At 47.6% G+C, this 12,589-nt stretch carries 12 protein-coding genes; 4 read left to right on the top strand and 8 right to left on the bottom strand.

Features of this window, described 5'->3' with window-relative positions; all coding sequences use genetic code 11:
• Positions 1-19 precede the first annotated feature (19 nt).
• Entirely contained in the window at positions 20-589 is a 570-nt protein-coding gene (locus tag AC5FX6_RS04375) for a YqgE/AlgH family protein (RefSeq protein WP_493595803.1), read from the bottom strand.
• A 276-nt stretch (positions 590-865) separates the two neighbouring features.
• Here AC5FX6_RS04375 and pdxH point away from each other — a divergent pair, with 276 nt between their 5' ends.
• The 4 genes from pdxH to AC5FX6_RS04355 all read left to right on the top strand — a co-directional run bounded on the left by pdxH (position 866) and on the right by AC5FX6_RS04355 (position 4,745).
• On the top strand, positions 866-1,516 hold the full coding sequence (pdxH, locus tag AC5FX6_RS04370; protein ID WP_493595802.1) for a pyridoxamine 5'-phosphate oxidase: 651 nt from the start codon (positions 866-868) through the stop codon (positions 1,514-1,516).
• Positions 1,517-1,547: 31 nt separating this feature from the next.
• The gene (locus AC5FX6_RS04365) at positions 1,548-2,846 is read left to right on the top strand and encodes a DUF1015 domain-containing protein (RefSeq protein ID WP_493595801.1); all 1,299 of its coding nucleotides are present in this window, start codon (positions 1,548-1,550) and stop codon (positions 2,844-2,846) included.
• Complete coding sequence (locus tag AC5FX6_RS04360) at positions 2,812-3,393, top strand: Maf family nucleotide pyrophosphatase (RefSeq protein ID WP_493595800.1); 582 nt, start codon at positions 2,812-2,814, stop codon at positions 3,391-3,393. The genes AC5FX6_RS04365 and AC5FX6_RS04360 overlap by 35 nt, the downstream gene beginning before the upstream one ends.
• Positions 3,394-3,557: 164 nt before the next feature.
• On the top strand, positions 3,558-4,745 hold the full coding sequence (locus AC5FX6_RS04355; protein ID WP_493595799.1) for a class I SAM-dependent rRNA methyltransferase: 1,188 nt from the start codon (positions 3,558-3,560) through the stop codon (positions 4,743-4,745).
• A 166-nt stretch (positions 4,746-4,911) separates the two neighbouring features.
• Here the strand turns inward: AC5FX6_RS04355 and AC5FX6_RS04350 are convergent, their stop codons facing one another.
• From AC5FX6_RS04350 to sdaAB, 7 genes are all read right to left on the bottom strand, one after another.
• A complete protein-coding gene (locus AC5FX6_RS04350) occupies positions 4,912-6,312 on the bottom strand; it encodes a methyltransferase RsmF C-terminal domain-like protein (RefSeq protein ID WP_493595798.1) in 1,401 nt (466 codons plus the stop codon).
• A 53-nt stretch (positions 6,313-6,365) separates the two neighbouring features.
• Positions 6,366-6,767, bottom strand: a complete 402-nt coding sequence (locus tag AC5FX6_RS04345; protein WP_493595797.1) for a (deoxy)nucleoside triphosphate pyrophosphohydrolase — start codon at positions 6,765-6,767, stop codon at positions 6,366-6,368.
• A 37-nt stretch (positions 6,768-6,804) separates the two neighbouring features.
• Positions 6,805-7,794 carry an acyltransferase family protein gene (locus AC5FX6_RS04340; protein WP_493595796.1) on the bottom strand — a complete coding sequence of 330 codons (990 nt, stop codon included), beginning with the start codon at positions 7,792-7,794 and terminating at the stop codon, positions 6,805-6,807.
• A gap of 85 nt (positions 7,795-7,879) precedes the next feature.
• Positions 7,880-8,869 (bottom strand): NAD(P)H-dependent glycerol-3-phosphate dehydrogenase, encoded by a 990-nt coding sequence (locus tag AC5FX6_RS04335; RefSeq protein ID WP_493595795.1) that lies wholly within the window; start codon positions 8,867-8,869, stop codon positions 7,880-7,882.
• Positions 8,870-8,885: 16 nt separating this feature from the next.
• Complete coding sequence (locus tag AC5FX6_RS04330; protein WP_493595794.1) at positions 8,886-10,271, bottom strand: efflux RND transporter periplasmic adaptor subunit; 1,386 nt, start codon at positions 10,269-10,271, stop codon at positions 8,886-8,888.
• A gap of 9 nt (positions 10,272-10,280) precedes the next feature.
• Positions 10,281-11,759, bottom strand: coding sequence for a TolC family protein (locus AC5FX6_RS04325; protein WP_493595793.1), 1,479 nt, complete (start codon positions 11,757-11,759; stop codon positions 10,281-10,283).
• Positions 11,760-11,773: 14 nt separating this feature from the next.
• A complete protein-coding gene (gene sdaAB, locus AC5FX6_RS04320) occupies positions 11,774-12,451 on the bottom strand; it encodes an L-serine ammonia-lyase, iron-sulfur-dependent subunit beta (RefSeq protein WP_493595792.1) in 678 nt (225 codons plus the stop codon).
• Positions 12,452-12,589 lie beyond the last annotated feature (138 nt).

Genomic DNA, 12,589 nt, shown 5'->3' with positions numbered 1-12,589 from the left:
GGTTTTAGTCCACGTTTTGTCAGTTCAGGCGGGGGTCTACAGGGTAGTTTGAAAGTACCTTGTATTTTCCGCCCATTTGGCGCAGTATGTTACGCCAAAGCGTATCTGCTTCCAAATTAAATAATTTATTTGCAGCATTGTTGTTCACAATCCAAACATTTTTGTCGATCTCCTCCTGCAACTGGCCAGGCGTCCATCCGGAATAGCCAAGATAAAACTTGATATCCGCTGTCGTTACCTCGCCTGTGCCGATCATTGTCCGAAGCGCCTCAAAGTCACCTCCCCAATAGAGGTTATCGTTGAGTTGCACTGCCTGAGGCAAATTCGGTATCTGGTGTACATAGTGCAGGGTATTGTATTGCACGGGCCCTCCTATACCTAATTCAACCTCAAAAGAGTCGTTATATACATCAACCACGTCAGACAGCTTAAGGTTTGACATGCGGTTCAGTACCAGGCCAAATGTTCCTTCGCCTTCTACATGGCTACATATAAGAACCACGGTGCGATCAAAGTTCGGATCTCCCAGGTATGGCTCTGATATCAGTATGCTGCCATTTTGCGGCTTTATTTCACTTTCTTCCTCCATTATTATCCAGGGTTTAATGTGCTTTACCTCTTTACAATTGTGGCCATTCAGGCCTGGTAATCACTGTTTATACCTTCTTACGGAAACAATACATTCGGGTACAAATCAGACAATTTGAGAAAACCCATGAAATACAGCTACTGCCTATACGAAAGCTGTCGTTATTAGAGATTATACTTCTAATTTTATAAAATATTTTTAAATTATTGCAATATAAATTAAAATTCAACCCACAGCCGATTATTTTATAATTTTGGGCAAAACATCGTTTCTGCTATGTCGCTTCAACATGACATTGCCTCTATCCGGAAGAATTACTCCCGGCAGGCGCTTACTGAGGAATCCGTTTCCAACGATCCATTGGACCAATTTAAAGCATGGCTGAATGAGGCTATACTTTCAGAGGTGCTGGAGCCTACCGCTCTTGTCCTTTCTACTGTTTCGGCTGATTGTCGTCCCTCGGCGCGGGTGGTGCTTTTAAAAGAAGTGTCCTCGGATGGCTTTGTTTTCTTTACCAATTATGACAGCCGTAAAGGACAGGACTTAGCCGAACGACCACTCGGATCGATGACTTTCTTCTGGGCTGAACTGGAACGTCAGGTGCGCATAGAGGGAGCGATTGAGAAAGTGCCTGGAGATGTATCGGATGTATATTTCCACAGCCGCCCGCGCGGCAGCCAGATCGGTGCCTGGGCCTCGCCTCAGAGCCGGGAAATACAAAGCCGGGAAGCATTAGAGCAAGCTGAAGCGAAATATGAGCAGGATTTTGCCACTCTGGACGTGGTACCTCGCCCGGAGCACTGGGGAGGCTACGTGCTGAAGCCTGAGCGCATCGAGTTCTGGCAGGGTCGCCCTAACCGATTGCACGACCGCATTGTGTTTGAGCAAGCGGACAAGCAGTGGGTTCGCAAAAGACTGGCTCCCTGATCCTATACCTGAGAATCTGTAAACGAACCTGATGGCTGAAATACTACCCATAAAAGCATGGCGCTATAAAGAAGAGCTGAGCCAGTCGATTGAAGAACTGACTTCGCCTCTTTTTGACGTTGTGTCAGCAAAGCAGCGGGAAGCCCTGTACCAAAACCCGATTAACAGCATACATCTATCTGTCCCAAGAGGCGATCAACCTGCCGACACTGCAGCGGATATGTTGCAGGAATGGAAGACCACCGGTACAATTGTGCAGGATCCATTACCCGGCATCTATGTGTATTACCAGTATTTCAGACTACCGGGTAATGACCGCGAATATTGCCGCAAGGGCTTTATCTGCCACATTAAAGCTTACGACTGGAACGAAGGGGTGCTCCTGCGCCATGAAAATACGATTCCGAGTGCTGTGAACGATCGCATTGACCTCCTGGACAAGACGCTTATGAACACTAGCGCCACACACGGGCTCTATACGGACCCCGATTTTGTGCTGGAGCGTTACATGGATGAGAGCATTCAATCGCCGCTTTATGTGACAGAAGACTACCAAGGCGTACGTGATGTGCTGGCTGTGATCCATGACCGTGACGTGATCAAGCATTTTCTGGAAGTGCTGGAGTCCCGTCAGGTACTGTTGGCGGATGGCCACCACCGTTATGAAGGATCGTTGGAGTACCGTAAGAAACGGATGGCCGATAATCCGAACCATACCGGCACGGAGGCTTACAACTATCACCTGATGTACCTGACCAACACCGAAGCCGACGATTTGCGCATTCTGCCGACGCATCGGGTGTTGGAAAACATAGACCTGACGGACGAGGAGTTTCTGGAGCGTCTGCGTGCTTACTTTGTGGTAACACCTAAAGAGGATGCATACGAACTCAACGAGGTGATTGTGGGCAAAAATTGGGCCTTTGGGCTATACCTGTCCGGCAATGCCTACAAGCTGCGCCTCAAGCCGGAAGTACATGAACTGATCGATTGGCAGGTGCCACAGGAAGTAAAAGACCTCGACCTGACCGTGATGCATTATTTCGTTTTCGAAAAGGTGTTGGGTATAGACCGGGAAGCGCAGCGGGACTATCCTGGCCTGAGCTACGTGCGCAACTTCACTGCTTGCGTGAGTCAGGTTGATTCCGGGAAATCCCGTTTGGCACTGATCACTAATGATGTATCGATGGAACAGGTGAAAAGGGTATGTTACAGTGGAGCCATTATGCCACAAAAGTCTACTTTCTTTTACCCGAAAACGATCTGCGGATTTTTATTCAGCTCAATCAAAGAAAATGAATTTATCTCGTCCGATACTGCTTGCCTCTAACTCTCCACGCCGCAAAGAACTTTTAGCGGGACTTGGTCTCCAGTTTGAGGTGCGCGTGAAGGAAGTACACGAAGATTTTCCTGAGCACATGCAGCGTGAGCAAGTGGCCGAGTTTCTGGCTTCGCACAAAGCCGATGCCTATACCGAGGACTTGCAAAACGAAGTGGTGATCACAGCTGATACAATTGTGTGTTTGGGTGAGCGCATTCTGAATAAACCTGCCGATGCTGAGGAAGCTTACGAGATGCTGCGAGCACTTTCAGGTAAGCACCATGAAGTAATCACAGGTGTTTGCATCCTGACCAAAAACTCCAAGACGATCTTCCATGATGTGACCAAAGTATACTTTAAGAAGCTGAGCGACGAAGAGATCCGTTACTACATCGGGTACTACAAACCCTTCGACAAAGCGGGTGCTTACGGTATACAGGAGTGGATTGGCATGATCGGGATCGAAAAGATAGAGGGTTCTTATTTTAACGTTGTCGGACTACCTGTCCAGAAACTCTATACCTATCTCAAAGATCTGCAAGTGATCACACTTTAATCTTTTGCATTGTTGCCTTTTATAGGTCTGCAGGTACAGCAAATATAAAATGACAAGGCTCACCTGGAACGATTTGCCTGAATCGCAACTTTAATTACCATAACGCATTAACACATTGCCCCATTTACAAATCAGCACATTACATAATAAGCACATAAATCTAGATGTCTCTTACTAAATTATACCTTGCCAAAGGAAAAGAACACTCCCTAAAGCGTTTTCACCCGTGGGTTTTCTCTGGCGCTATCAAAAGAATTGAAGGAACGGAGCCGGAAGAAGGCGACACTGTAGAAGTATACTCTAACCAGCGCGAGTTTTTGGGTATGGGCCACTGGGCGCCAGGATCCATTGCAGTGCGCGTATTTTCTTTTGAGCAGGTCGAGCCGGACTATACCTTCTGGAAAAGCAAGGTACAGCAAGCCTACGATTACCGTAACCGCCTTGGCCTGATCGACAATCCGCACACGGATGTTTACCGCTTAGTATACGCCGAAGGCGATGGCGTGCCCGGGCTGATTGTGGACATGTACAAAGACACGGCCGTGATTCAGACGCACTCTGTGGGCATGTATTCGGTGCGTGAGCATGTTGCCAAAGCCCTGCAGGAAATCTATGGTCCGCACCTGAAAGCGGTGTACGACAAAAGTGCAGAATCACTACCAGCCAAATCGCCGGTGCAGGCTGAGAATGGCTACCTGTTTGGGGAATCAAGCGGTGGCGTGGTAGTGACTGAGAACGAGAATCAGTTTTTCGTGGACTGGGAAAGTGGCCAAAAAACTGGTTTCTTTATAGACCAGCGCGAAAACCGGGAGTTATTGGCCCGTTACGTGAAAGACAAGTCGGTACTGAATACCTTCTGCTATACCGGAGGTTTTTCAGTGTACGCCCTCAACGCCGGCGCGAAAGACGTGCATTCGGTGGATGTATCCAAAAAAGCGATTGAATTGACGATCAAAAACGGCGATCTGAGTCAGGCACCTGACCGCCATGAAGCGTATGCGGTGGATACCTTTGAGTTTCTGAAGGGCAAGGAAGACCGCTACGATGTGATCATTCTGGACCCGCCAGCCTTTGCCAAGAGCCAGAAAGTGCGTCACAACGCTGTAATGGGTTACAAGCGATTGAATGCCGAGGCCATGAAACGCATTAAGCCGGGTGGCATTCTGTTTACTTTCTCTTGCTCACAGGTGGTAGACAAATACCTGTTCAACAATACGGTCATGGCAGCTGCCATTGAGGCCGGTCGCAATATCAAGATCATGCACCACCTCTCCCAACCCGCCGATCACCCCATCTCCATCTTCCACCCCGAAGGTGAGTATTTGAAAGGATTGGTGCTGTTTGTGGAATAAAGAGAGTTTAGAAGTTTGAGAGTTGAGGAGTTTAGGAATTAGTGAGTGCCAATTCTTTCTTCTTCTTGTTGATAAAAATACAAAGGCCCGCCATAATGGTGGGCCTTTTGTTTAAAATTAGGTATGCTAGATTCGAAAATTACTTACCTCCTCAACTCTCAAACTCCTAAACTCTCAAACTTCCCCAACTCTGTAACTCTAAAACTTGTGGCAATTCCATGCGGATGCGCCATTCTTTGGGATAGTAGTTATTGAGACGGTTGCCTACTTGTTTGGCCCATCCAAGAGGCAGGCCTTCGAACTGAAGTAAGATCCAGTCGTTGCTATTACCACTGATGCCAATGTCTTCTTTGCGAAGGTAGCGCAGAGCTGATTCAAGTTCAAGTTCTTCAGTACGGAAAGCTGCTCTGTTGACGTACTGTGATAGTGCCAGGGCTTGCAGTGGTTTTAATTTTTTACCTTTCGCTTCGGCTATCTCAGTCCCTGCGTAGATCACATACAGGTTCTGGTATAGCTGATCAACTTCTTCAAAGAGATTTTCAGGTATAGTCGAGATTACCTCTCCATACTGAACCCAGGCAAAACGACCCGGTTCTATTAACCAGTCGTTTACCATGGCTTGTTCTTTTTTGCCGGCGTGCGTCAGTTTATACTTTTTCTTTTTAGAGGACCGCTGAGGTGCCTCATACTCCCCCGCTTTGCGGATAACGGACAAAAAGAAGCCTTCGCCCTGTACCTGATGTGGGTAGAAGCGATAACCGGAGACACCATGGAGTGCAGTTTCTTCCACTCCCCATGCTGGATCGAGGTTGAGCGCAAGCGGTTGGGCCTTTCCCTGATCAGCCAGCCAGGCAATGTTTTGTTCGTTTTCGGCCAGATTCCAGGTGCAGGTGCTATAAATCAGGACGCCACCCGGCCGAAGGGCTTCCCATACGTCCATCAGGATGCGCTGTTGCCGCTGGGCGCAAAGGTTCACGTTTTCATCCGACCATTCGTTCATTGCCTGCGGGTCTTTGCGGAACATCCCTTCGCCACTGCAGGGGGCGTCCACCACCATCACATCAAAAAACTCAGGCAGGCGGCCGAAGTCACGCGGATCGTTATTGGTAACCACCACATTCCCACTCCCCCATTTGGTCACGTTCTCTGCCAGTATACTGGCCCGGCTGCGAATCACTTCATTAGCCACTAACAAACTGTCGGGTGAGATCAGGCTAGCGATGTGGGTCGACTTACCACCAGGAGCTCCGCATAAGTCCAAAACATGCAGTGGCTGACTTAGGTCCACGTGCTGTCGCATGGCCTGTTCCAAAAACATAGAACTAGCCTCCTGCACATAGTAGGCTCCGGCATGCAGGCGTGGGTCCAGCGTGAACTGCGGTCGCTCCGGAAGATAATAGCCCGCTTCCGTCCACGGTACCTGTGGTAGGTTTAGTTCACCTTGCAGCTTGCTTTTGTTTAGTCGGATGCTGACGGGGGCTGGCTGTTGTAAGGCGGCTTCGAAACGGGTATAATCCGCTCCAAGCTGCCCTTTCATGCGCTCAACAAATGAATGTGGTAATTCCATACCCTAAAGGTACGGCTATTTGAGGGATTGGGAAAAGGGATTGCTTTGGGTTGTTAGATTGATTGTTGACCAGTCAGGGCTATAAGTTCTTTCATGATCGGGACATCGGCCGGGCACCAATCATAATCAGGGAGGTATTGTGGCTCAACCCAGTGGTATGACCGGTGTTCTGTCATGTGAATGGTGCCTTCGTTGTATTGGCAGAGATAAGGTATAAGTTCGATTGTTTTATCGTCATACTCCTGCACCACTGGCGTGAGCCGCTGTACCGGAGTGATGTCTAAGTTAAGTTCTTCTTTAATCTCCCGGATCAGGCTGGCCGCTTCGGTCTCTCCGTCCTCAATTTTTCCTCCCGGGAATTCCCAAAGCATGGCTTGGGACATCGTCTCGCTACGCTGCGTAATCAGCACACGACCATATTGTTCGATAAGTGCACAAGTAACTTTTGTAATCATAGCCTAAGTTAGAAAAAGAGCGTCAGTTTGTATGCTTTTACTTTGATATTTTTTTACTTAAAAGAGATTCAATTTGATAAAAAATTATTCCTGCTACCAGACACACTGTTAAATTTAAGGTTACATTTTTGTCATCCTGGATCAGACCAAAATATAATACCTGTACCAGGAAGATATGATAGGATGCCTGTCCAACTGTCGCCATAAGCCTAAATAGTATAAAATCAGATTGCTGCGGAAATGCCAGTATACCCAAAAGGATCAGCATCGCGGCATATGGGAAAGTGAGAAATAACTGGGCCTGCCATTCAGGTCTGATATAAGGTAGACTTATACCTTGGTATTGATGCACATACAAGTAAAGGCCACTTACTACTCCAAGCAGGACTAATATCCAGCTATACCTTCTAAAATCCGAGATAATCAATTTTGAAACCCACAGACCGGCTGCAATTGCTGAAAAGTAACGGAACAATGCGGCGTCATATAGATAGCGGTCCTGTTCAAAATAATCCAGTTGATAAGCGACCAGCTGAAAGGTAATTTCAACGAATAACAGGATAAAAGTCGTGCGAAGTGGCCAACGATTGAAGGTATAGCCAATTAAAGGCAGCACAAGCAGTGACTGCAATAAGAGGGTAATAAAATAATTGCCTTTACCGGACACAGGCAGGACACCAATCAGGTTCGTCCAGTTCAAGGTATAGACATTCTGTGCGTATACCTGTTCCCAAACGTAGCCCAACGCTAACGAAATAAGATAGATAAGTAAAAGCGGAAATATAATGCGCAGTGCTTTTTTTTGAAAATAGTGCGGGGTATAAAGCTGATGAAAGTGAAGCGTTTTGCTGCCATAAGACATGCCCAGATTCAGACCCATCAATACCATAAACACAGGTACGGCCTGCCAGATATGAAACACAGCATAGCTGGAAACCAGTTGCTCCCGCGAGAGTGAGTGCAACAATAGCACGGCAAAGATGGCCAGTCCCTTTAAGATGTCAATTTGCTGGAAATGCTGTTTCATGTATCAGACCCCGCCATGCAGTTAGGGCTTTAAACGCGAAAGGCACACCTCGAGGTATGCCTTTCATTCGATCAGTAATGTTAGCTTAGGTAAGTTTTTCCTTCAATATCTCGAACTCGACAGCTGGCGAAATGCGCTCATATAAGATATGGTACACCGCTGTTGTAATAGGCATATCTACCTTGAGTTTTTTATTCAGTTCGTAAATACTCTGCACCGCATAATATCCTTCCGCCACCATGTTCATTTCGATCTGGGCTGATTTTACAGTGTAACCATGACCGATCATATTGCCAAAAGTACGGTTACGGCTGAACTGCGAATAAGCAGTCACAAGCAAATCGCCCAAATAGGCCGAACCGTTCAGGTCACGGTGGATCGGCATGGCGGCGTGCAAGAAGCGTTCAATTTCCTGCATCGCATTCGATACCAGCACTGCCTGAAAATTGTCACCGTAATTCAAACCGCGCGCTATACCGCAGGCAAGTGCGATGATGTTCTTGATCACAGCACAGTACTCTACACCGTCCAGATCATCCAGCGGGTTAGCTTTAACATAACGGTTGCGCAGCAGTTCACAGAAGCGCTCAGCCGTAGGCAGGTCGTGCGAGCCGATCGTGAGGTACGACTGCTTTTCCATCGCTACTTCTTCTGCATGGCAAGGACCTGCAATGACCAGCTGGTGGCTGTTCGGAACATCGTACTGCTGGCCAAGGTAATCCGTTATCAGGATATTCTGCTTCGGGATCATCCCTTTGATGGCAGAAATCAGCACCTTATCTTTTAAGGCATCCTGTTCCAGCCCACCTAATGCCTCCTGAACAAAAGCGGCTGGTACTGCCAGTATAACCCAGTCTGCTACAGCTACAACGTTACGTAAGTCCGTTGAAGGCTTTACATAATTCAGGTCGTAGGTCACGCCACTCAGGTAACGTGGATTGTGTCGGTACTCACTCAGGTGCTGCACATCGTTTTCGTTGCGCATCCACCAGTGTATCTGGGCTTTATTTTCTGAGAGGATCTTCACCAAAGCAGAAGCCCAGCTCCCCCCTCCTATAACTGCAATTTTTTCCAAACCGGATGTTTATTTGTTATTCACCATTCGCTTCAGCCAAAGCTGATTTGTTTAGTGACTTCTCATCTTTCACGGCCACTTTAGCACCGTCTTTCAGGGTCTTTGATACGGCTCTGAAAGGACCGGATACTATTTTTTGTCCTTCTTCCAAACCACTCAGAATTTCGATGTTCTCAAAATCGCTGATTCCAGTTTTCACCTTCACTGACTTCACTGTATTGTTGGCGTCGTGTACAAACACCACCTCTTCTACAGGACCTGTTGGCGCTGCAGGAGCCGCATCTGCATTGTTATCAGCGTTGTTACCCTCCGCATTCTCTTCAGATGCTCTGGCTGGTTTGTTAGAACGAGTTGTCACTGCTGACAAAGGTACAGATAAAACATTGCTTTTGCGTGCTGTGATGATGTCAACTGATGCCGTCATGCCCGGGCGGAAAGGACGGGCGTTCTTATCTGCCAGGTGGCTGTAAGATTCATTCAGCAGGCGGATACGTACTTCAAACTCGGTTACTGCTTCCAAAGAGGCAGCATCTTTTGCCGTGTTGGCAATAGAAGTCACGATGCCTTTGAACTTCTCGTCGCGGCTGGTGTAAGAGTCAACTTCCACGATTACGGAGTCACCCATACCTACCCGGATGATGTCGTTCTCGTTCACATTCACGCGCACCTCCATGTTGTTGAGGTTGGCAATGCGCATGATCTCAGTACCAGCCATTTGGGAAGTACCCACCACACGTTCACCTCTTTCAACATTCAGTTTTGATACAGTGCCGCTCACAGGAGCGTAAATGGTAGTTTTGTTCAGGTTCTCGCGGGCATCATTCAAGGAGGCCTGTGCATTCTGAATACTGAACTCGGCGGCACGCACGCTCTGAGCCAGTGACTCAATCTCCTGCTTGCCGGCTTCATATTGTGCTTTTATTTGCTGAAACTCAGCCTCAGAAATTACTTTCTGATTGAAAAGGCTTTTGTTACGCTCAAAGTTCTGTTCTATTTGAACAAAGTTGGCTCTTGATTGTGCCAGACGGGCTTTTGACTGGGCCAGGTTTGCACGTGCCTGATTTACACCAGCCGTTTGCATGTCTACCAGTGACTGATAGTTGTCAGGGCGGATTCGAACCAGCAACTGTCCTTTCACAACAGAGTCACCTTCCTGTACAGTCAGTTCGATGATCTCACCAGATACGTCTGGGCTGATCTTCACTTCGGTTTCAGGTTGTACTTTACCGGAGGCGCTTACTTTCTCGACAATCTCGGTGCGCTTCACCTCTGCCAGTACTACCTCTGTTCCTTCTTCTTTACCAATCCAGCCTGCTTTTTTAGCTACCAGAGCCAGTACAAGAATCAGAACCAGTACGCCTATCAGGGTGTAAATAAGCTTATTCGATTTTTTAGCTGCCATAATTTTATGTTAGAAAGAGAGGTCTTTGCCCTGGTAAAAATCCAAGACTTTTAATTTAAATGTGTACTCGTATTTTGCCTGTACCAAACTGGATTGTGCAGAGCGGTATGTATTAGCTACTATATTGAAATCTACTGTGTTAATCACACCACCCTGAAGTCTTAGTTCAGCATTGCGGAAGTTCTTCTCAGAGGCGTTTACCTGCTGGCGTGCGGCCGCATACCGACGCTGTGCGGCGATGGCATCCACATAGGCCTGCTCGATTGTCTGGCGCAGGTTGTTGCGGGCGATATCGGCATTGAGCTGTGCGTTTTGCTGCTGTATCTTAGCGCGCTGCACATTGGTGCGTACCTGGAAGCTGTTCAAGATCGGAACCTGAAGTGACACACCTACCTGCGTGTTCAGGTTATCGTCCCATTGGTTAAACATACCATAATACTCGTCAATGCGGCGAGTTTCTATATTGTCAAACCATAAAGTCTGAGAAGCAGAGCCTGTTTCATTTAGATATACTACCTGAGGCACACGACCTACCACTTCCCGCTCGATAGCCAATAGCCTGCGGCTGGTGCTGGCGTATCTGCTACCTGCGCCGGCGAAAAGACTAAGGCGCGGGAAATAAGCACCTCGAGCCAAGCTAAGGCCTGTTTCTGCACTGCGCAGACGAATTTCAGTAGCACGTATAGCAGGAAGTGTCTGTAAAGCAACGTCGTATACCTGGCTCCCATCAACAATTACCGGATTCTCATCAGGAGTAGGTATCTCCGGAATCTCTACCTGAAACTCTTCTGTGGTCGGTATATTCAGGAGTTGCATCAGGGTGAGTCTTGAAATATCCCGCTGGTTCTGTGCAGTGATAAAGTTCAGCTCATCTGTTGCCAACTGCGACTCCAGGTCTAGCACGGCATTCTCTGCCACACTACCTGCTTTCAATAAAGCCTGTGTGCGTGTAAGCTGCTGTCTGGTGAGGTTACGCTGCAAATCAGAAACATTCATTTGCTCGTTGGCAAACAGGATGTTCAAATAGGCAGTCACAATTTGAATGGTAATGTCATTTTGAGCTGAGAGGTAATCCTGCTCACTCGCCTCCAGGTCCAGGCTGTTTTGCTTGATTTGGTTTACCTGCTGGAAACCGGCAAACAAGGGCAAGGACGCGTTTATGGAAACGTTGGAGGTACGTGCGTTTTGTGTTTGCAGACTGAAACTTACAGGATCCTGGAAAGAACCTGTGTTAAAGCTGTAGTTACCGTTCGCATTGATGCTTGGGAGCCTGGCGGCACGCGACTGATTCAGGTCAGCTCTGTTTAGATCACGGTTCAGACCACTCTGACGGACGTTCAGGTTATTGGTTTTAGCGTAATTGACAGCCTCCTCCAGTGACCAGATCCCATCGCTACCTGCACCTTGCTGTTGTGCCATTGCAGAACTAAAACCGCCGAAAGATAGCCCAAGCGCTAACAGCAGTACTTTGTTTGACATTTTTTTCATAGTATGAATTCTTCTTAAAGGTCGATGTTGGGGATATAGATCACGTGCTTCACCCAGCTCAATTGCTTGAGATAGTCCAGTGTAACAGGCTTTATACCTGAGTCCATCTCAATAAACTGGCGGGCCAATTCGTTTTTGCCTTTGCGTGACACGTTCATGGTGGCAATGTTGCAGTCATCGTGGGCTATAACTGAAGCAATGAACGCAATACTGCCTTTCACGTCAGCCGCATCAATGATCAGTGTGTGCTGGTTTGCGGAGAAATTAGCTGTAAATCCATCCACTTCCACGATCTTGATCACCCCACCACCGCGACTCTGGCCAATTACTTCCACCTCGCGATCACCCGCTTTCAGGTTGAGTTTGATCGTGTTGGGGTGCATGGTCGAGGCATTGCCTACAGAACGGAACGTATACTTGAGTCCCCGCTCTTTGGCAAAGTCAAACGCCTCTTTGATGCGCTTGTCATCTGTTTTAAAATCCAGTAGCCCGGCAATGATGGCACGATCTGAGCCATGCCCTTCATAGGTTTGCGCAAATGAATTGTAAAAGGTGATGATAGCTTCCTCAGGAGCGGTGCCCAATACCCGGATCGCTGCACGCGCAATGCGCACAACACCAGCGGTATGAGAGCTCGAAGGTCCTATCATAATCGGTCCTATCATATCAAAGACACTGCTTTTTTCTGCCATAGAAGTATAAGCGGGTAAATATCGTAAAACCCAAATTTAACAATTAAGGCTTATTATAACATTTTTTCGCCGTTATATTCTGGTGATTTCTACCAACAGTCTGTTTTGCTCTATCAATATAGGCATCAGCCCCACAAA

It is taken from the genome of Pontibacter sp. LHS2 (assembly GCF_058932845.1).
Note: the sequence above shows the minus strand (reverse complement) of the source record. Positions and strands in the feature narration are given on the sequence as shown.